This is a genomic window from uncultured Bacteroides sp., from assembly GCF_947632445.1.
Taxonomy (GTDB): domain Bacteria; phylum Bacteroidota; class Bacteroidia; order Bacteroidales; family Bacteroidaceae; genus Bacteroides.
Window position 1 is genome coordinate 1 of sequence record NZ_CANRPM010000053.1, and the last position, 19,531, is coordinate 19,531.

Genomic DNA, 19,531 nt, shown 5'->3' on the forward strand with positions numbered 1-19,531 from the left:
GGTTCCTGCTTGTGGGTGTAGATTTGGTTGGGGCTTCAGTTTGGTTGTTATATTGGTAACTCGGCAGATTGTTTTCAGATCACTTTTCTACTGATTGTCCGGCTTCCACCCAACCATTAAAGCCAACGCCCAACTCATAAACCTTAAAACCCTTCTCCGACAATATGCGGGCAGCTTTCTTACTTCGTTTGCCGCTACGACAATAAAGGGCAACCGGTCGTGAAAGTTGTAATACAGAATCTGCAACAACAGCAAAAGATTCATCAAGCACATTGACATTCATGCTGCCAGGAATATGACCTGCCGAATATTCTGCCAGTGTACGTACATCCAAACGTTGGACTTCTGGATCAGTGATTACATTCGCAAATTCTTCTACCGACAATGTTTTAAAATTGCCACCTTTCTGCTGACAAGAAGAGAAAAAAGAAAATAGCAAACAAAATGATGCAAACAATGTTTTCATAATCATATTCAATTAAGAGTCATTCGGCTATCAAAGGCCGATATTCAAAAATATATGTCTTTACTTCACCCGAATAAGTATGCACATGCAGGCTCACATCCACTGTATCAATCCCCTCCCCGGTGTACTGCAACAAGGGTATCGAGCAATAGGCGCGCTGGCTATAGGCCTGCGTGTCACCTCCGTCATCATGATACAACGTCAGCTCTACTGACGAACGGCGGGCGTCGGCATCAACCTCCACCCGGTCTTCCACATAATGGAACTTGTGTTTTCCATGCTGTGCCTTGACCGTGAGCATCAGGTTCAGATAGTTGCGCCCCATCCACACGCTCAGCACATCCACAGGGTCGGTCTTCACTCCATCGGGAAATCTATCGGCAGGCAAAGGTATCGGAGCAATGGCTGCCGACACAGCATATAAGTGTACCCCTTCACCTCCTTCGCCGTACACCCCTTCATAATTGCTGATAATACGAACCAACGTATCGGGACGAGTATGCAAGTGGGAGTCATCGACCAGCACCGCATATTCCTCACCTCCATCCGTTACTACCCTCTCCAACGTTCCATCGGCCCCCGAATAGGCCGTAAGGAATTCCAGCTTGACGGACGGATAATGATAGTCATCCTCCCCGCAAGCTACCAACAACAGGCACATCGTCCACAATAGACAGCCAACCCAATTACTCCTCATCGCTCTTCTCATACTTCCATCGCTTTCTGATAATTTTTCAGCGGATTGGCATACATTTCGAGCATTCTGGCACGCAAGAAGGCTTCATCCTTATCTCCCGCCGTGATACGTGCCAGCTGGCCGGCCAAATAGTCTTCGAACTTCTGTCGGTCGACGGCTGTATAATGTTCTGCATAGGTATCACTATCAGCCAGAAGATCGGCAGCCACATAGTTACACGGATACAGACGGTAACCGCGATGGATCTCTCTGTCGATTATAGCCGAAACTGTAGAGAAAAGCTCCTGACGGGGCATCTTGCGGTTCAGTGCCGCCAGGCGGTCGTTGATACAGGAAGCTATGCGGAAGTAAACCCGCCCCTTGTAACCGAGCAAACCCGTCTGCATGTTCTTCAAGTCGTCGGCCGTCGATTTCTTGTAGTCGGGATGGTCGCGCTTCAGCTGAAACTCCCATGCCTTGAGGAAATCACAAGGGTCGAACTCATAGGAAATGGAGAGCGGTGCGATGTTCATCTCCATCAGACGATCCAGCACATCACCCTCGCCGCCAATGGCCAACATCTTGAGCACACTGTCCTGCGTATGGTCGTCCGAATCCTTAGCTCGTCCTTCACGCTGGGCTATCCAAATGGACTGCTTCTTCTGCGAGATGGTATAGTGCATATAACGAGACATGCGGGCCGACGACTCGAACATCTGCCGCATGGGCAGATCCCGTTGTACGATGAACGACTTGTTGATACGCACCAGTCTTTTTATCCATGGATAAATGAGCAGATTGTCACCAATGGCTATCTCTACGGTGTCACCTCCCTGGTCTACCAACATAACAGACAAAAGCCCTGAGTCGAGAATAATATCCCTATGATTGGATAGGTAAGTGTACGCTTTCGTTTTGTCAGCCAAAGAGGCATTATCCAATGTCATACCATCCGAAGCCTTCTGCATAATATCTTTTATTATTGCATAGCCAAAGGCCTTCTGAAATTCCAACTTTGTCTTGCAACTACGCATCTTGGCCGCCAGCCTTTCAAAAGGAATATCGGGAAAAACCGCCACAGCCACTTTCCTAAAAGCGGGGTCGGCAATCAATTCCTCATACACTTCAGGAAGTTCCTCGTCGTGGTAAGGACGGATTTCGTCAAATTCGTCGTACATAATCATTAGGAATTAACCGTTCACCTTTAAAACATGTTTTCTATAATGTCTGTCATTACGTCTTTGATGTCCAAGCCTGCGGCACGCACCTGTTGGGGAATGAAGCTGGTGACCGTCATACCCGGCGTGGTGTTCACCTCGAGCAGATTGATCTTATCGCCCCCGGTCACAATGTAGTCCACACGGATAATGCCCTGTGCGCCCAAAATGTCGTAGATAGCCGAGGTGAGTTTCTTCACCCGATCGGATAATTCATCGGAGATGCGGGCCGGCGTGATTTTGTCGGACTCACCATTGTACTTGGCCTTGTAGTCGAAGTATTCGTTGTGACTTACTACCTCGGTGACGGGGAAGACAACCGACTTGTCGCGGGTCTTGTAGCAGCCGCAGGTCAGCTCCGTGCCGTCCATGAAGGCTTCCACCAACACTTCCTGCGCTTCGTCAAAGGCTTTGGCAATAGCGGGCTGTATCTGTTCGCGTGTCTTCACTTTGGTCACACCGAAGCTGGAACCTCCCAAACTGGGTTTGATGAAGCAGGGCAGACCGATCTTCTCCACCACTTCGTCGTCGGTAATGGTCTGTCCCTGACGCAGGAGGAGCGATTCGGCAATGCGCACGCCATAGGCATGCAGATACTGGTTGCAGGCAAACTTGTCGTAGGTAAGCGCCGCTGCCAGCACGCCGCAACAGGAATACGGGATATGAAGCATGTCGAAGTAGCCCTGCAGACGTCCGTCCTCGCCCGGCGTACCGTGAATGGTGATATAGGCGAAGTCGAACTTCACCTTCTGTCCGTCCAGCTGGAAGCTGAAGTCATTGCGGTCTATGGGCAGTATGCGTCCGTCGTCGAGTCGCACATGCCAGTCTAAGCCGTGCATGCCTACAATATATAATGTATATTTCTCCTTGTCGATGAAGGAGTAAATCCCTTGTGCACTGCGCAGGGAAATTTCATACTCGGAGGTATCGCCTCCGGCAACAATAGCAATAATGCGTTTCATTCCAATTCTCTGTTACTGATGTAGCTTCTCCATTTGCCGATGAGGTTCGTCATGTCGTCGGGCAGTTCGGAAGCGAAGTTCATTTCCTCGCCGGTGACGGGATGGGCAAAGCCCAACGTCATGGCATGCAGTGCCTGCCGCGGACAGATGTCAAAGCAGTTGTTTACAAATTGTTTGTATTTGGCAAAATGTGTACCTTTCAGGATTTCGTGCCCGCCGTAGCGTTCGTCGTTGAAGAGCACGTGGCCGATATGCTTCATGTGTACGCGTATCTGGTGCGTGCGCCCCGTCTCAAGGATGCACTCAACGAGCGTGACGTAGCCGAAGCGCTCCAGTACGCGGTAGTGGGTCACAGCGTGCTTGCCTTCACCCTCTGGCAGGACAGTCATCTGGAGACGGTCTTTAGGGTTACGGCCGATGTCGCCCACAACGGTTCCCTCGTCCTGCTCTACGTTGCCCCACACCAGGGCTTGGTAGCGGCGCCTGGTAGTCTTGTGGAAGAACTGCCAGCCCAGGTTGGTCTTGGCATCGGCTGTCTTGGCAATGACCAGCAAGCCTGAAGTATCTTTGTCGATGCGGTGCACCAGCCCCAAGTGCGGGTCGTTGGCGTCATAGCCCTCGGTGTCCTTCAGGTGCCAAGCAATGGCGTTGACCAGCGTGCCGTGCCGGTTGCCATGACCCGGATGCACCACCAGCCCGGCGGGCTTGTCGACCACCATCACATAGTCGTCCTCATAAACCACATTCAGCGGAATATCTTCGGGAACCACTTCGTTTTCGTAGCGCGGGCGGTCCATCATCACGGTGATAACGTCCAACGGCTTCACCTTATAGCTGCTTTTCACGGGCTTGCCGTTGGCCATGATGAAGCCGGCATCGGCCGCTTTCTGGATGCGGTTGCGCGAGGAGTTGGTGATGCGGTCGAAGAGATACTTGTCCACGCGCATCATCTCCTGCCCCTTGTCCACCACTACGCGAAAGTGCTCGTAGAGTCGGGCCTCGTCATCCACCGGCTCCACATCGTCGGGACATTCGTTTTCCAGGTCGTCTATGTCAATATCTATATCTTCTTCTGTCATAATTTCGTGTCAAAACCAGTCTTCTTCGTCCAACACCTCACCCTGTACTTGCGGCACACCCGACGAATCGACTTGCAAAGAATCGGCAGGCGCTTCTTCTCCATTGCCAATGACCAACGTGAGAATGGCTCCCATCGGTACCTTCGCGCCGATTTCCAAAGAATCCCCTTTGTATTTCACCGCATAGACCCAATCTTTCTCACCCGGAATGGAATCATTATTGGTCAGACGGAAACCGGCAGCCAACAAACGGGCTTCCGCCTGACGCACAGAACTGTTGTCAGCTACGTCGGGAACCTCCTGCAACGGGACATTCAGCGTATTGATAGTCAGATAGATCATGCGCCCCTCCTTTACCCGTTGCCCTGCCGTCGGATTATAGTCGAGCACGCATCCGGCAGGCAAATTTTTCACATAACTTGAATCGGTCACTACGCAATTCAAACCCCGGTCGGCAAACATGTTCCGGGCTTCGGGCAGGCTCAGCCCTTTCACATCGGGCACAACCACTGCCTCGCCATGACGGGTGTACACATCCAATGCCTTCAAAACACCCAATATCACGCCTGTCACCATCACCACCATTGCTATGATGTTTCCCCAGAAAAGGCGGTTTTTCCGAAAGGAAAAGAACTCTTTAATCGTCATAAACCATACATTTATATGAAAGATCGTATCTCTCTAATTTCAGGCAAATATAGTGAAAGGTGAAAGCAGAAGCAAATGAAAACAAAGTTTTTCAACCTTCCCCGTCCTTTCAAGATAAAAGCAGTCTTCAAAAGGAAAGCCGCAAAAGACCGGACTTCCTGTCTTTTGCGGCTTTCTTATTTTCTACAAGAGAAAAAGAGATTAGGCTTTTACTCCGTTGTATTCGTCGGAAACGGTCAGCTTTTTACGGCCCTTGGCGCGACGTGCTGCCAATACTCTGCGGCCATTGGCTGTAGCCATTCTCTCACGGAAACCGTGTTTGTTTCTTCTCTTTCTGTTAGAGGGTTGGAATGTTCTTTTCATTGCTGTATCTTGTTTTTACGTTATTATTCTCACAAATTCGGGCTGCAAAAATAGGGAGTTTTTTCAAATAAACCAAGAGATAACTCATTTTCTCTCAAAAGTTTTGTGTTTTTTACCGATTTCCATTAATTTTGCACCGCATTTCGCATAAGAAAAAAACACATTAATAACATAAAAACAAGAAGACAATATGATTAATGCCCAAGACATTAAAATCGGAACTTGCATCCGCATGGACGGCAAGCTGTATTTCTGCATCGACTTCCTGCATGTAAAACCCGGAAAAGGCAACACCTTCATGCGTACCAAGCTGAAAGACGTTGTAAACGGCTATGTATTGGAACGCCGATTCAACATCGGCGAAAAGCTGGAAGACGTGCGCGTTGAACGCCGTCCCTACCAATATCTCTATCAGGAAGGCGCCGACTACATGTTCATGAACCAGGAAACTTTCGACCAGATTCCTATCGCCCATGACCTTATCAACGGTGTAGACTTCCTGCTCGAAGGTCAAATTGTGGATGTAGTATCCGACGCTTCTACAGAAACTGTACTTTATGCCGACATGCCTATCAAAGTTCAGATGAAGGTCACTTACACCGAACCCGGTCTGAAAGGCGATACCGCAACCAACACGCTGAAGCCCGCTACCGTTGAATCGGGGGCCACAGTCCGCGTTCCTCTGTTCATCAACGAAGGCGAAACGATCGAAATTGATACACGTGACGGATCTTACGTAGGCCGCGTAAAGGCATAAAAGACACGCCACACAACCTTAAAAATCCCCAATGCCCCAAAAAGCAATGGGGATTTTTCTATGCAAAACCATAGATTCGCACAAACTCTACATGAAATATTCAGTCATCATCCCCGTATATAACCGTCCCGACGAGGTAGACGAACTGCTGCAAAGCCTTGCTATGCAAACCCGTAAGGATTTCGAAGTCATCGTAGTGGAAGACGGCTCGGCCATCCCCTGCCGGGAAGTGGTAGAAAAATACAATGCCTTACTGGACATCCACTATTTCAATAAGCCCAACTCCGGCCCCGGCCAAACCCGCAATTACGGTGCCGAGCGAAGCCGGGGGGAATATCTCATCATACTGGATTCCGACTGCATCCTGCCGCCGGGCTACTTCGATGCTGTTGAAAAAGAACTGCAAACCGCTCCCGCCGATGCTTTCGGAGGCCCCGACCGCGCCCATGCCTCTTTTACAGACATCCAAAAGGCCATCAATTACTCCATGACCTCATTTTTCACCACCGGCGGCATCCGAGGAGGCAAGAAAAAGATGGACAAGTTCTATCCCCGCAGCTTCAATATGGGCGTGCGACGCAGTGTCTATCAGGCATTGGGAGGCTTTTCAAAGATGCGCTTCGGCGAAGACATCGACTTCAGTATCCGCATCTTCAAGGGCGGATACCGCTGCCGTCTTTTCCCCGATGCATGGGTGTATCACAAACGCCGAACCGACCTGAAGAAATTCTTCAAGCAGGTACACAATTCAGGTATCGCCCGCATCAATCTCTACAAAAAATACCCCGAATCGCTGAAGCCGGTTCACTTGCTTCCGGCGCTGTTTACATTGGGAACCGCCCTGTTGCTCATCGGTGCGATTTTCTGCCCCTGCCTGCTGCTGCCCCTTTTAGCCTATGCACTGCTGGTTTGCCTCGATTCCACCGCACAAAACGGCCGCATCCGCATAGGCTTTTATTCCATTGCGGCTGCTTATATCCAACTCATCGGCTACGGCACCGGGTTCTGGCGTGCATGGTGGAATCGCTGTGTTTGCCGGAAAGGAGAGTTCGAAGCTTTCAAAAAGAATTTTTATAAATAAAAAGCGACGGGTGGCGAGCGACCGGCACACTGACCGCTCCCCACTCACTCCCATTACCATAAACAAACTCCGAAGCCGCTTACTCGATGACACCGGAAGCGAGACAAAGTTTTTTGTCCTCGCTGTACACGACGCCGAACTGTCCGGGAGCAATGCCCTGTATGCGATTATCGGAGACGATGCGCACCTTGTCGTCGCCGGTGCGCTGCAACGTACCGCCCGTAAATTCGGGCGTATGGCGGTTTTTGAAGGTGATGCGAACCGGCTCCTGCAAGTCGCCCAGCGGATTGCCCGTGATGAAACGGAACCCCGCAAGATTCAGTTCCGTACCGTATTGTGTATCAGGATCGAAGCCATTCGACACGTAAAGGGTGTTAGTCTCAACGTCTTTGCGAATGACAAACCACGGACCGCCGCTCAGCCCCAAACCTTTGCGCTGCCCGATGGTGTGGAACCAGTAGCCTTTGTGGCGACCGAGTTTCCTGCCCGTTTCCCACTCGACGATGTCGCCTTCGCGTTCGCCCAAATAGTTGCGGATAAATTCGTTATAATTGATATTGCCCAAAAAGCAGATACCCTGACTGTCTTTGCGTCTGGCACTCGGAAGTCCGGCCTTTTCGGCTATCGCACGCACCTCGCTTTTCATCAGTCCGCCCAGCGGGAACATCAGCTTTGACACCTGCAAGGTGTTGAGCTGCGAGAGAAAATCGGTCTGGTCTTTCACCGGATCGACTGCCGTGCCCAAATAGACGACACCGTCGCGCTCGACAATGGAAGCATAGTGTCCGGTGGCAATGCGGTCGAAGTCCTTGCCCCAGTATTGCCCGAAAAAGCCGAACTTGATGTATTTGTTGCACATGACATCGGGGTTGGGCGTAAAGCCCCGCTTTATGGAGTCGAGCGTATAGCCCATGACATATTTCCAATACTCCTCGTGCAGCGACACCTCCTCGAAGCGGCAGCCGTATTTCCGGGCAATACAGGTAACGATTTCCAAATCTTCCTCAGAATGGCAATGCAGGGTTTTGTCCTTGTCCTCCATGCCGATACGTATGTAGAACAGCGCCGGATCGTACCCCGCCTCTTTCAGCAGATGAACGACCACCGAACTGTCCACGCCTCCCGATACCAATGCCGCTATTTCCATACTCCGAATTTCTGTCCTTTCACTTCAACGATTCGTCGCACAAAAGTACGGCAAAAAAACACTCAGACAAAGGAAGCGGTTACAAATCTTTTTCCCCGTATTGTGATACGGCTATATTTGCGTATCTTTGCCGTCGTTATGATGAAGGCAATACGGAAATAACCATGACCAAACTCACGATCAAACAACTGGCAGAAGCCGACCGCCCCCGCGAAAAGATGATGCAAAAAGGAGCCGAAGCCCTGACCGATGCCGAACTGTTGGGCATCCTGATCGGCTCCGGTACCACAGACGAAAGCGCCGTAGCCCTGATGCAGCGTATCCTTTCGGCCTGCAACAACGACCTGAACCAACTGGCCAAATGGGAAGTACGCGACTTCGCCCGCTTCAAAGGCATGGGACCGGCCAAAAGCATCACCGTCATGGCCGCTCTCGAACTGGGGAAACGACGCAACCTGCAAGCACAAGGTGAACGCCTCCATATCAAAGCCTCAACAGACATCTACAACCTGTTCCATCCCCTGCTTTGCGACCTGCCCACCGAGGAATTCTGGGTTCTGCTGCTCAATCAGGCGGGGAAAGTCATAGACAAAGTACGTATCAGTCGCGGAGGTATCGACCAGACCACAGCCGATGTCCGCACCATCTTGCGTGAAGCGCTCATCCGCCGGGCCACCCAAATAGCTCTGATACACAACCATCCTTCGGGGAATGTACGCCCCAGCAACGACGACCTTCACCTGACCCAAGTCGTGCAACGTGCCGCACAAACCATGAACATCCGACTCATCGACCACATCATCGTGACCGACAGACACTATTACAGCTTCAACGACGAAGGACATTTATAATTCTTGCGTCCTCCTGAAACCTCGGGCAGAAACTCCAGAGCTCCCATTCCACGTTTTCCTAAAATAACCTGAATTTCACAGCAACTTGCTATCTTTAATTATTCAAGGATGCACTTTGTGAAGGGTTAAGGAAGCACTTTGTCAGGGTGTAAGGAAGCACTTCGTCAGGGTGCAAGGAAGCACTTCGTTAAGAGGTAAGGAAGCACTTCCTTAAGGAGTAAGAAACAGGCGATACCATGCCTCATTTACGGAAGTATTCGGAGAGGCGGGCAGGCGTGGTGTCTTTAAGAACAACACGCCGCGAGGCATCCAGGAGGTAGAGCGCCGGAAGGTTGCGCAGCACGTAGAGGTCGCGCATGTAGATTGTGCCGAGGTCGAAGCCCACCGTCCAGGCGGCAGGCAGGCGGTCGAGGGTGCGGAGCCATGACGCACGGTCGCTGCCGTCGAAGCCTGCATAGACTGCTACGACGACGAGGTCGTCCCGCGCAACGGCACCGTTCAGCAGCTCCGAGCCGGACAGTTCGGCGATGGTCTGCATGCAGTGGTCGCAGTCGGGGTCGTAGAAGAGTAGCAGCATCGGCCGGCCCTGTGCCGCCTCCGACAGGCGCAGGCGCTGCCCGTCACGGGTCTCGAAGGTGAAGTCCGCCGCCGGTGTGCCCACGCGGTTCTTGCGCATCGCCGTGCGCTGTGCCTCGATGCGCAGGCGTTTGGTGTGGGGCAGCGGTGCGGCAACGAAGGCATCGGCGAAAAGGAGGTAATACTCCTCGTTGAAAAGGGGTGAGTCCTGCTCGTAGAGATACTTCTCGGCAGTCTCCGCCAGCAGTGACAAGGCGCCGGCATCGGCCTGCGCACGGCTGACGAGCGTCGCGACGGCAGGAGCCAGCGCCGTCGTGTCGGCAATCGGGAAGAGGGAGAGGCAGTTGACGAAGTTCTGCTCCATGAAGTCCCGGTTGCGGGAGCGCAGGGTGTCGGCGAAGTCCATCGCGTCCCAGAAGTGGCGGACGACGTAGGCGGCACGTGCCGGCGGGGTGCGCAGCGTCGTCGGTACGGCGGGCAGCGGCAGCACGGGCACCGTGTCGGAGACGCACAGCGTCACGGTGTGCGGCGTGGCGGGGGACAGGGAGGCCGGGCCGCCCGACAACGGCAGGAACAGCCGGAAACACAGAAGCAGGAGACTACTTATCATCTTACATCGTTTTGCAGTACGCATTTGAAAGAAAAGGGGGCTTTCGCTCCCTTCTCCTGCAAATTCGTTTTTTGAATATCAGTCGCTTACCAAACGGATATAGCAGGCACCCGTAGCTTGATTAGTTCCAAAACCATTGCAATCATAGGTTTTATAGTTGAAATCGAATGCAAAATTGGGATTTAGACCGTTATCGAAATCGCCTTGCTTAACGCCTTCAGTACATCCCTTATAGACATGAGAATTGCCGGTTTTCTTATCGTCTTGAAAATCAAGCCTTCCACTCCAATATATAGCGCCTTGATTGGAGTAAATGTTATACAACAACGGGCGGTAATCTGCTCTGTTATTCTTATCAACGGTTCCGTCATTCTTAAAGGTGAGTTGACCATCCATTAGCTCACCACGACCAGCGTACCGCAATACACCATCTGTTTGTCTTCGTCCATATCCCGATTTTCCAATCGGCAAGAAAATATTTCTTCCGTTATTGGTGTTGTAAATAAATATCCCACGCATACCGGAGGTCCCTGTTGATCCCTGGGTGTAGTTGAAGGCTGCATTGCTATCATCTTCTTTTGTTGCACCGTCAGCATACAATATCCCGAATGCAAGTTTTACGTTTGAATCATGAATAAACGGTCTGAAATCCTTCCAAGTTGGCATCCTACTACTGGTGTATCCACCGATATCGCTATGATTGTTAATTTGCTGAAGACTATTCTTAAAAGGTTCTGGGGTAGTCAGGTTGTATTGCGTGAATTTAATCCTGTCCCAAGCTACGTTTACGCCCGATACAACATTCAAATTTCCGGGAGATATATTGAAGTTACCGTACAGGTTGTTGCCCTCAGAAATCGGTTGGCTCAAATTACCGGGACGGAACATGGAACCCTCCTCACACGGATGACTTGCCTCTTGTCCGTTGGCAACGAGATTGAAACTATGCCATTTCGCTCCATTGTTGACTATGGCAAGCGGGGCGTAACCCTGCCGCACGAAGATACGGTGCGTACATGAATAATTGTGGTACTTTATGAGAATGATACCGCAGCGTGCTTCTGTACTCGAACAGGTACCATTGAATTCCACTCTGAATTTTACATCGGTGTCGGTGAAACCGTGAATCGAATCGTTCCTTTCATTTCGGCCGATGTCGGAGGACACTGAAAGCGTGAAGAAACTACCTTGTTCTATCTCTGCCGACCACGGGCCAATCGAATGTACCGGACTGAACCACAAATTGGTTTCCGATTCGGTTTCCCGGTATTGAAGCGTTACGTCGAATGGAGCGATACTATTGTGAGCCCGCCATATCCCGGTGGGGTTCTCGATGCGCGGGCGCTGCAATATTTTTACAATTTTCACCACCTGTTTGCCGTCGACTGTCGCAGTAAATCGGATTTTGGCCTCACGTGTACCCTCAAGAGAGTAATAAGGGTTCATCCCGCTGTAACTGGTCGTCGACATAAGCTTCATTTGCCGCGTGTAAAGCGGGATGGTGAATGATGTAGTACCTTCCACGTCTGTATTGGCTACGTATTTACCCAGATTGTCCCCATCTCCATTTCCGTACGCTCCATCCCCACTGTACTCGCGAACGCCAAGTTTATTATCATACCAATAGGTTTCGTTAAATCTGATGCCGTCCCCAGTATCGGAAGCCGTATTAGCACCGATTTCAAACTCCTCACCACTTTTTAGTTTACGTAATTGAAGGAATCCGTTGCAAATACCGTTGGTTACCGGTTGCAAACTCGCATCGTGTTCGGGATCAGCAGGAATAAGTTGATATTTGTTGGCAGCCTTCCTATCTCTACCGAAATAAATTTGATCCGTATACTGGTTCAAAGCTGCTGCCTTATCTGCATTGCCGCCCCAGTTGTTCTCGATGATTTCGGCTTTGAGCCTGCCTGTCATAGTGCCCACAATCCGTATAGGATATTCCGTGACTTCACCGTAGCCATAGGAAACGTAATATTCTTCGGGCGCATAGATGCCGTGATCTTCGTCGATGTCGATGTGCCAGTCGACGTCGTTGGCGTTGTTGTTGAACTGGAGCGTAACCTTGTAGTGGATGCTGCGCTCGGCATCGAAACTGGTGGTGACATTCTTGCCCAACATGAAGCGGTAGGTAATGTCGCCGCGACTTACCTCCAAATTGCCGTTGTTGACATAGTAGGCCTTGACCTCGATATAGGTGCCGTTAGGATGGCTGTCTTTCTGTATATCATTGTCTTTGTCGTCGGGTATGCGGTTATGGCCCTCATCCGTCTGCGGCTTGTAACTTCCATCCGGATCTGTCGGGTTAGACGGGTCAGCTGGAGCAGTACCCTCACCCTGCATATTCTCGAAGAAGAAGAGCGAGTTATCACTGGTAGGCGAGTGCATATTCGCTTTCCACTCAGCTTCCGATTGACCGCTGCCCGGGCGCGGAAAGCGGGGATTACCGCGCGTGATGGACTCTCCCGTAGCTCCGGCTTGGCTATTGTAAACGATGATTGAATTTGAAGACGTTAAAGACGTTGCAGGCTTTTCTTTACTATCGTTTTCCACGCCAGATATCAAATCGTCTTTGCTATTCGGCGTGTTCTTGGCTCCCAAAAGGCAGATGTCTGGTATATCCCTGAGTTGCACGGATTTGATATAAATATAGACGTTCTCATCAAGTCGCGTACCGTCGAAAGCGACCGTGACTTTCGACACGGCGCGCTTAATCCATGCATGCATCTTCATGGGCCCGCTGACCGGAATGATCGGTGCATGTTGGTTAATCACATCCTTTTCGTCCCAATCTCCTACACCGAAATACCCGAACATCGCGTTGTTGGCTTTAATATCGTCGCCATCCCATTTCAGTTTGTAGTTGCGCAGGGCTTCTACCGTCCCCGCGTCCTTTGTCGCATCGAAGCCGGACGGCATATTGGCCACGACATAGATGCGGTAGCGGCCGCGTTCCACGTTGTTCAGCTGAAAAGTCATGTGCCGCGTCGTGTTAGTGCTCTCGCTTATGCCGGTGTCCGGGGTCGGGCCATCCGCCGGATTACGCTCCTCGCCCACCCGTGTGAAGGTGAAATCGGCTTTGCCGCTTCCATCGCCGCCGTCGGTCGGTGTACCCGTGAAAACGTATTTCAAGTCGCCCGTTTCCTTTCCGGGGTCGTCTTTTGCGTCCACATTCGAGTAGAAGAGTACCTGCAAATCATTTACTTCGTCGATTGCATTGCCGGGCGTTCCTCCTGTTGCCGCGCGTGTATCGAGCGCGGTGCCGAAAGAGGTGAACCCGACGTCCATAGAAAGCGAACCGTCCCCGTCTGACCAGGAGAAATTCCCCGCCAGGTCGTCTGTACACGACACCGTGAAAGCCGACATAGCCGCCAGTGCCGCTATATATAAAATTGACTTCATTTCAAGACTTCTATTTTAAGTTTCGCATATAAGTAACTATAAGCAAAATTAATTTGTACCATCTGTCATCCTGAACGAAGTGAAGGATCTCTTTCCCTTTATACAGAGATGCTTCACGCTGTTCAGCATGACATAAAACTCTTTTCCGCCGCCCGCACCGCATGGCACACGGCCGCAGCTGTTATCAATCCGGGTCCAATCCGAACACCGGATTAAGCTCGTAAACGCCATACGGCACCACGTCGACCGCCATATCCAGCCCGTCGGTGCGCAGCTTGCGGAAACGCACCCTTACGAGCAGGTCGGTGTTGCGGAAGAGCGAAAGGCTGTTGGGCAATTCTTCGCACGTGTAGGTCTTCACTTCTTCCGTTCTGCCGGTATTGATCTGACGCACACGGACACTCAAACTGTACTTTTGTTTGTCGCCGTTGGGCAGATATTTGCTCTCTGCGAAATAGACCGCATTTTCGCTATTCATCGCCGGAACCAATACGCTTGTGTTGCGTTCGACGATTATGGCCTTTTCGTAGACATACGTGGTATCTTTATGCTGCGTGTCCTTAGGCACCGAATAGCCGGTCAGCCACTTGTAATTCGTGCCGTTGTAAGTATCGGTGTTTTGCGTATTATACGCCTCCTGTTTCAGCCACAGCATCCACGCGCCGCCGTAATAATCTTGTGCGCTTACGACGATTTTCCCTTCTTCATCCACTAAATCCGGCGGAACCAGCGTAGTCGCTACCTCGCCTTTCAATCCCGTCCTCCAATTCTCCGTGAGGTGCGGCATCAGATAGGCGCGGTCGGCAGTGCTCGAAAGCGTCCAGCCGAGTACTTCGATGTCAATCGGGTCGATTACCTCGTCCGGCGCGTCCCAGTCCGCATGGGAGGTGTCGTTTATGTATTCGAAGCGGATGCGGTTGGCGGCACGCACAAGATAGAGCGGCCCGACCGTAAACAGCGGTTCGATGAACGCCGCGCCGGTATCTGCGGTGTATGTCTTCAGCACATAGGAGGCTGACGGCACGTCGACTTCGTACACGCCCACATAGGGCAGCCCGTCTTTCTCGGTATCATTGAAGCTGTACGTGCAGTCGTCGATGGGCAGCCGCCCCGTCTGATAGGGGTGTTCCGCTTCGGCTTTGAACACATTTTCCGGGTGGGGTTCTCCCGCGCCGAAGAGTTTTTCGGGGGCATCGGGGTCGGTCAGCTTGCACGTCCCTCCGCCGCGAAGCGTGAAGTTTATGTTCTCGCAGTTGATGAAGATATAGATGCGCTTCTTGCGGTTGGCCTCGATGTTCGGGAACTTCAACTGCTTTCCCGCAACATCCAGGACTTCGCCCCCGGCCATGTCTTCGCTGATACGGTAGTTGACCTCCACATTCCACGGGGTGTTCGTGCGCTCGCCATCCACCTCGGAACTGTAGTCGTCACCCGTCACTTTGGCGCGGAAGTCGGTGTTGACAATCACGACGCGGAGGTATCTCGGCTTCTCGAAAGGACGATCCAAATTCGGATCCTTCTTGTTCGCCCCGCCCGCGCGGGTCTGGAGGGTTTCGACGTTCAACAGCAAGGTTACCTTTCCGCCGTCGGCGGCGTCCCGCCCGCCTTCGGAGACGGACTCCGAAAGGTCGTGGGAGCAGGAGGCCGCAGCCACCGCAAAGGCGAACAATGCAACTATTTTGAAGATAGTTTTCATTATCGGAACAATTAGTCTTTCAGCATAGCTGTCGTTATTTCATATCACAGTTTGGCATTGTTGATGCGCACCGTCCAGTCAAGAATCCGTATCTCCACTCCTACCCAGCGTCCGTTCGCGAGGATGAAGAGCAGGCTCCACTCGCTCTGGCGGTCGAGGAACTCCTGGGCGGGCATCTTGCTGTAGAGTTCGCTTTTCACAATCAGCAGGTAGTCGATGAGGGGGATATCCACCGCATCGAACACGTTCCCGCGGGCGTGGATGCGCAGACGGGCCTTGTGCGACGCCATGAGGCGCGAGGTCGAGAGCTCGGCCACGCCGACGCGGATCTCGCTGCCGGGGGTGTCGTCCTCTTCGGCCGATTCGCCGGCGACGGCGGTGCCCGTGTACCAGGGGGTGTAGGTCACATCGCCGACGGAGACAGTCCGGTTCTGCCAGTCGAGCAGCGAGTTGTCGTCGGTGATCGAGATCTCGAACTCGTCGATGTCGACGGAGTCGCCGTTGAGTTCCTGCAGGGCGATGCGGATGTTGTTGGTATCCTGCATCATGGGGATGGTTATCTCCTTGTAGTCATCGGGCAGGATATCCACCTCGACCGTCCCGTAGTACAGGCCGTGCAGCGCAGCCGACGAGTGCAGCCCTTCTCCGGTGCGGAGGCGCACCGAGAGGTCGGTATAGTGCGAGGCCGGGGTGAACGGCGTAACGTCGAACGAACTCTTGTCGCATGCCAGACCGCCGTAGGCTATGAGTGTATAGTGGCCCGGCCCCAACGGGAACGACATGCGGTAGTTTTCGTCGGCGAGCGGCTTCCCCTCCTCGGTGTATTCGGTGAGGTAGTTGCCCTCGGCATCGAAGACATAGCACGTCACGCAGTCGACGTGGGATGCAAAGGCATCCGCAAACAGCATGTTGTAGTCGTAGCGGTAGCGTATCGACACGCCGCGCGGGCAATCGCTCTGGTCGTCGTAGATGCTTTCGCACGAGAAGCCTGTCAGCACGATTGCGATTGCCGTCAGGAGGCGCAGGACGCGCCTCCCGGCAGTTCGGATATTTCGGTTCGTTCTCATTTTTAGGCTCTCCTATGGTTGCCTTGATAGATGTTAGAATTGGATCTCGTTCACACGTACCGTCCACGGCAGCACCTCGACCTCCACTTTCATGTAGACTTCCGATGTCTCGTCGTCTGTGTGTGGGGTGGGAGGAGTGGGGTCGTTGCTCGTGTCGGTGGGGTGCCCCAGCTGGTTGATCTTCGTGACGGCCAGCTTGTAGACGTTGTTGCGCACTACCGCGAACTCCATCGGGGCCATTACGCCCGGAATGCCGTTGTCGTTGTGGCGGTTCCAGTAGAAGTAGTAGCAGTAGTAGCCCCAGCCTTGCGAGGTCGACGACTCGCCGCCGTAGTTGTCGGTCTCGTTCGATACATCGTAAAGCGTGAAGTGGAAACTGCTGCCTTTGCCGCTGGTCAGCCACTCTTTGAATTTCGTGGTTTCACCTCTGACCTTCTCCTCACTGGTATCCACCCATCGGACACCGTATTCCTCTCTGTCGTAGTAAGTTTCACCAGCCTTCTCGTCCACGGAACTTCTATCAATTAAGCCGAGCATCTGCGCAAATATTTCGACCGTCAGCGGCACGTAACCATCACCAGGGTCGGTATCATGCTGCACGAAACCTTGTACTTCACCCACATGTCCGCCTTTGCCATCTCCTTTTCCATATACTCCCGCTAATTCTATCCAATCCGGGGCTTTCGTATTCAGATAGTAGTGCTTCATTACCTCCGACATTGCCTGATAGAGCGTACCGCCCGAACCATCGTAGTAGGCATACTCGGCGGCCTCGTTGAATCCGGCGTAGAGATTGCCCTCGAACAGATAGAGAGCCGGATAGGAGGTCATATCCTTGAAATCTTCTGCGCCAATTTGACTCCATGATTTGCCGCCTTCTTCACTGTTATCTGTTTTTGGATTATAGAGAACCAATTTTTCTAGATTCGGGTTCTCTTTTGCGACACTATCCTTGACAGTCTTCCAATCAAAGGCTGCCATTTCTTCCGCATTCCCCAAGGGAAGGCCGAGGGTGCTGGCAAGGATGGCGCGCTGCACATTGTAGGTCATATAGGGAACCCATTTTTCCTCGTCCTCTCCGTTAACCGTTGTCGTTGTCTTGCGCGGCTTTCCCAAGAATTGGCCGGCAATCAGCTTGCCCTTGAACACGATGCCCGTCGAGAAAAGATTGTCTTGCAGCGGGTTTTCGCGAGCGTTGGCAGGACCCGGAATCGTGTTCTCGGTGCAGTAACGCCAGATATGGTAGTCTCCTGGATTCTTCGTCCATTGATCCATCTCCGTACCCTTCTTCACCACATCGCCAAGGTTGTACATCGACCATGCGGATTTGTCGTAGCTCCCGTCTTCTGCAAACAGCGGGAAGTTGTACCACTCCTTACCCTTCACCCTCGTTTCTGCGACTGTCTTTCCCTCGGTCTTATCGTCGGCATTGGGCGAAACGACATAGTTGAACGGATTGGATTTCTCCTTTCCGAGCAGCGACCATTTATGTGTTCCCCTGTCCTCTTTATACTCTTTGCCGTCTTCCGATACGCGTTTCAGATAGTACATCTCTCTGGCCATATTGACCAGACCGATACGCGAGAGTTTGACGTTCACGAAGTTGTAACTATCACCTCCGGTACCTGCATCGGAGTCCATCGAGCCTAATACCTTGTAGATATTGTTGCCTACACCATATAGCGTTCTTCCGTCAGCAGTTTTGTCACCGGAAGCGTCGCGGTAGTCGAAACGGGCCGCCAACCGCTCCACTTTGATGGCACCGCCACCGCTATTGTCAACCGGTCCCGTAGTCCCTGCATGTGAATCGTTTGCGCCTGTCAGATTGAACGGGGTCTCGCTGTCGGCATGGTGATCCCAATCGTTTTCGTTTGCAGGCAGGCTGACCGTTTTGATTGAGGCATTGGCCATCATGAAGCGGCCGGGTGCCCAAATGTTGTTCGAGGTGGTCGGCGTAGCTCCCGGCTTCATCGGGTTCTCCCTGATGATACCGGTCAGGTCAGCCAGGTCATAGGTTGCCGCTCCATCGCCGGTCCAATCCACCGATCCAGCGCCCCCCAATCTGGCATTGGCTATCGCACTCATTTTCTGTGTCAGCAAATCCGAAGGGTTGCAGAATGCGAATACATGGAATCCTCCCTCATATTCTTCTTTTAAACTGCCGTTTTCTCCTGATTCGTAGAGTGCTTTTATCATCCGGCGGTCGAACTTCGCTGTGGCGGAAAAGCCCGGTTGGCCGTCTACCGTGTTCATCTTGATACCGTTGACGGCCGAAACAGCGCGAAATTCATCGTTCTTGTCGGCTATCACCAGCAGACAGGTCTGCACGGTGTTCTCGTATTCCTTGCCGGCCTCGATGTTCGGATCGGCGTTGGACGGATGATTATTCTCATCATCATCACCACCATCCTTACCATCATCAGGGTTGACGGTGCTGCTGCGCGTACTGAGGTAGTCGCCGGCAGGCAGTCTCACCTCCGCCGACATATACACGTATTCTTCCGCACCGTCGCTTCCGGCGGCTTCTCCAGAGCTTACATCTTCGATAACATCCCTACATGACGCAAACAGAAATACTGCTGCCGTCAATCCCATAAATAATGTACTGCGTTTCATAACAATTTGTTGTAAAAAGGTCTGTTTTTGTTTGTTTATTTATTGTTTTTGTTCGTTTTGCGTTATTCAGCCGGTTCGGCATCCTGCAATTACTCCGAGGACTCCTGCACCTCGCCGATATGGTTCAGGATGCGCTCTGTGTCGGGCATGCCCAGGGCTTCCGCCGCCTTTACTTTCGTCTTGGCTCCCTCGAAGTCGCCCTGCAGGGCTTTCAGCACGCCCCGCGCATATTCCGCCTCGGCGCTGCCGCCCGCCTTCGACAGGTACTTCTCCGCACTCGTCAGGTCGCGGCGCTCCATCGCGGCATTGGCGGC

At 52.3% G+C, this 19,531-nt stretch carries 16 protein-coding genes and 1 pseudogene; 3 read left to right on the top strand and 14 right to left on the bottom strand.

The window, feature by feature from the left end; translation table 11 throughout:
• Positions 1-79: 79 nt before the first annotated feature.
• The 7 genes from Q0Z70_RS10330 to rpmH all read right to left on the bottom strand — a co-directional run bounded on the left by Q0Z70_RS10330 (position 80) and on the right by rpmH (position 5,411).
• Positions 80-466, bottom strand: a complete 387-nt coding sequence (locus tag Q0Z70_RS10330) for a rhodanese-like domain-containing protein (protein ID WP_298074249.1) — start codon at positions 464-466, stop codon at positions 80-82.
• A 19-nt stretch (positions 467-485) separates the two neighbouring features.
• Entirely contained in the window at positions 486-1,175 is a 690-nt protein-coding gene (locus tag Q0Z70_RS10335; RefSeq protein ID WP_298074252.1) for a NigD-like C-terminal domain-containing protein, read from the bottom strand.
• The gene (locus tag Q0Z70_RS10340) at positions 1,172-2,323 is read right to left on the bottom strand and encodes an acyltransferase (RefSeq protein ID WP_298074278.1); all 1,152 of its coding nucleotides are present in this window, start codon (positions 2,321-2,323) and stop codon (positions 1,172-1,174) included. The genes Q0Z70_RS10335 and Q0Z70_RS10340 overlap by 4 nt, the downstream gene beginning before the upstream one ends.
• A 23-nt stretch (positions 2,324-2,346) precedes the next feature.
• Complete coding sequence (locus Q0Z70_RS10345; protein ID WP_298074254.1) at positions 2,347-3,321, bottom strand: D-alanine--D-alanine ligase; 975 nt, start codon at positions 3,319-3,321, stop codon at positions 2,347-2,349.
• Positions 3,318-4,400 carry an RluA family pseudouridine synthase gene (locus tag Q0Z70_RS10350; RefSeq protein ID WP_298074256.1) on the bottom strand — a complete coding sequence of 361 codons (1,083 nt, stop codon included), beginning with the start codon at positions 4,398-4,400 and terminating at the stop codon, positions 3,318-3,320. The genes Q0Z70_RS10345 and Q0Z70_RS10350 overlap by 4 nt, the downstream gene beginning before the upstream one ends.
• 9 nt (positions 4,401-4,409) lie before the next feature.
• Entirely contained in the window at positions 4,410-5,048 is a 639-nt protein-coding gene (locus tag Q0Z70_RS10355; RefSeq protein WP_298074258.1) for a PASTA domain-containing protein, read from the bottom strand.
• 201 nt (positions 5,049-5,249) lie between these two features.
• Positions 5,250-5,411, bottom strand: a complete 162-nt coding sequence (gene rpmH / locus Q0Z70_RS10360) for a 50S ribosomal protein L34 (protein WP_007564314.1) — start codon at positions 5,409-5,411, stop codon at positions 5,250-5,252.
• Positions 5,412-5,601: 190 nt separating this feature from the next.
• On the opposite strand from rpmH, the gene efp reads away from it, so the two are divergent.
• Together efp and Q0Z70_RS10370 are read left to right on the top strand one after the other, a co-directional pair.
• Positions 5,602-6,168, top strand: coding sequence for an elongation factor P (efp, locus tag Q0Z70_RS10365; RefSeq protein WP_298074263.1), 567 nt, complete (start codon positions 5,602-5,604; stop codon positions 6,166-6,168).
• 91 nt (positions 6,169-6,259) lie between these two features.
• Entirely contained in the window at positions 6,260-7,249 is a 990-nt protein-coding gene (locus Q0Z70_RS10370) for a glycosyltransferase (protein WP_298074279.1), read from the top strand.
• Positions 7,250-7,328: 79 nt separating this feature from the next.
• Here the strand turns inward: Q0Z70_RS10370 and mnmA are convergent, their stop codons facing one another.
• Positions 7,329-8,396, bottom strand: a complete 1,068-nt coding sequence (gene mnmA / locus Q0Z70_RS10375; protein ID WP_298074265.1) for a tRNA 2-thiouridine(34) synthase MnmA — start codon at positions 8,394-8,396, stop codon at positions 7,329-7,331.
• A 164-nt stretch (positions 8,397-8,560) separates the two neighbouring features.
• On the opposite strand from mnmA, the gene radC reads away from it, so the two are divergent.
• Entirely contained in the window at positions 8,561-9,247 is a 687-nt protein-coding gene (gene radC, locus Q0Z70_RS10380; protein ID WP_298074267.1) for a DNA repair protein RadC, read from the top strand.
• Positions 9,248-9,488: 241 nt separating this feature from the next.
• Here radC and Q0Z70_RS10385 read toward each other — a convergent pair whose 3' ends face one another.
• The 6 genes and pseudogenes from Q0Z70_RS10385 to Q0Z70_RS10410 form a co-directional block, all read right to left on the bottom strand.
• On the bottom strand, positions 9,489-10,433 hold the full coding sequence (locus Q0Z70_RS10385; protein WP_298074269.1) for a DUF5106 domain-containing protein: 945 nt from the start codon (positions 10,431-10,433) through the stop codon (positions 9,489-9,491).
• A gap of 78 nt (positions 10,434-10,511) precedes the next feature.
• On the bottom strand, positions 10,512-13,838 hold the full coding sequence (locus tag Q0Z70_RS10390; protein WP_298074270.1) for a hypothetical protein: 3,327 nt from the start codon (positions 13,836-13,838) through the stop codon (positions 10,512-10,514).
• A gap of 184 nt (positions 13,839-14,022) precedes the next feature.
• The gene (locus Q0Z70_RS10395) at positions 14,023-15,534 is read right to left on the bottom strand and encodes a hypothetical protein (RefSeq protein WP_298074272.1); all 1,512 of its coding nucleotides are present in this window, start codon (positions 15,532-15,534) and stop codon (positions 14,023-14,025) included.
• A 44-nt stretch (positions 15,535-15,578) separates the two neighbouring features.
• Positions 15,579-16,601, bottom strand: coding sequence for a FimB/Mfa2 family fimbrial subunit (locus Q0Z70_RS10400; protein WP_298074274.1), 1,023 nt, complete (start codon positions 16,599-16,601; stop codon positions 15,579-15,581).
• Positions 16,602-16,634: 33 nt separating this feature from the next.
• Complete coding sequence (locus tag Q0Z70_RS10405; RefSeq protein WP_298074276.1) at positions 16,635-19,217, bottom strand: fimbria major subunit; 2,583 nt, start codon at positions 19,215-19,217, stop codon at positions 16,635-16,637.
• An 89-nt stretch (positions 19,218-19,306) separates the two neighbouring features.
• A pseudogene (locus tag Q0Z70_RS10410) lies at positions 19,307-19,531 on the bottom strand (hypothetical protein); the annotation flags it as partial.

What these genes read in the sequence shown, in the direction of transcription:
- Q0Z70_RS10395 (WP_298074272.1), bottom strand. Translation starts at nt 15,534, where the DNA reads ATGAAAACTATCTTCAAAATAGTTGCATTGTTCGCCTTTGCGGTGGCT.
- rpmH (WP_007564314.1), bottom strand. Translation starts at nt 5,411, where the DNA reads ATGAAAAGAACATTCCAACCCTCTAACAGAAAGAGAAGAAACAAACAC.
- Q0Z70_RS10355 (WP_298074258.1), bottom strand. Translation starts at nt 5,048, where the DNA reads ATGACGATTAAAGAGTTCTTTTCCTTTCGGAAAAACCGCCTTTTCTGG.
- Q0Z70_RS10400 (WP_298074274.1), bottom strand. Translation starts at nt 16,601, where the DNA reads ATGAGAACGAACCGAAATATCCGAACTGCCGGGAGGCGCGTCCTGCGC.
- Q0Z70_RS10370 (WP_298074279.1), top strand. Translation starts at nt 6,260, where the DNA reads ATGAAATATTCAGTCATCATCCCCGTATATAACCGTCCCGACGAGGTA.
- Q0Z70_RS10390 (WP_298074270.1), bottom strand. Translation starts at nt 13,838, where the DNA reads ATGAAGTCAATTTTATATATAGCGGCACTGGCGGCTATGTCGGCTTTC.
- Q0Z70_RS10330 (WP_298074249.1), bottom strand. Translation starts at nt 466, where the DNA reads ATGAAAACATTGTTTGCATCATTTTGTTTGCTATTTTCTTTTTTCTCT.
- efp (WP_298074263.1), top strand. Translation starts at nt 5,602, where the DNA reads ATGATTAATGCCCAAGACATTAAAATCGGAACTTGCATCCGCATGGAC.
- Q0Z70_RS10385 (WP_298074269.1), bottom strand. Translation starts at nt 10,433, where the DNA reads ATGATAAGTAGTCTCCTGCTTCTGTGTTTCCGGCTGTTCCTGCCGTTG.
- Q0Z70_RS10335 (WP_298074252.1), bottom strand. Translation starts at nt 1,175, where the DNA reads ATGAGAAGAGCGATGAGGAGTAATTGGGTTGGCTGTCTATTGTGGACG.
- mnmA (WP_298074265.1), bottom strand. Translation starts at nt 8,396, where the DNA reads ATGGAAATAGCGGCATTGGTATCGGGAGGCGTGGACAGTTCGGTGGTC.
- radC (WP_298074267.1), top strand. Translation starts at nt 8,561, where the DNA reads ATGACCAAACTCACGATCAAACAACTGGCAGAAGCCGACCGCCCCCGC.
- Q0Z70_RS10405 (WP_298074276.1), bottom strand. Translation starts at nt 19,217, where the DNA reads ATGAAACGCAGTACATTATTTATGGGATTGACGGCAGCAGTATTTCTG.
- Q0Z70_RS10345 (WP_298074254.1), bottom strand. Translation starts at nt 3,321, where the DNA reads ATGAAACGCATTATTGCTATTGTTGCCGGAGGCGATACCTCCGAGTAT.
- Q0Z70_RS10350 (WP_298074256.1), bottom strand. Translation starts at nt 4,400, where the DNA reads ATGACAGAAGAAGATATAGATATTGACATAGACGACCTGGAAAACGAA.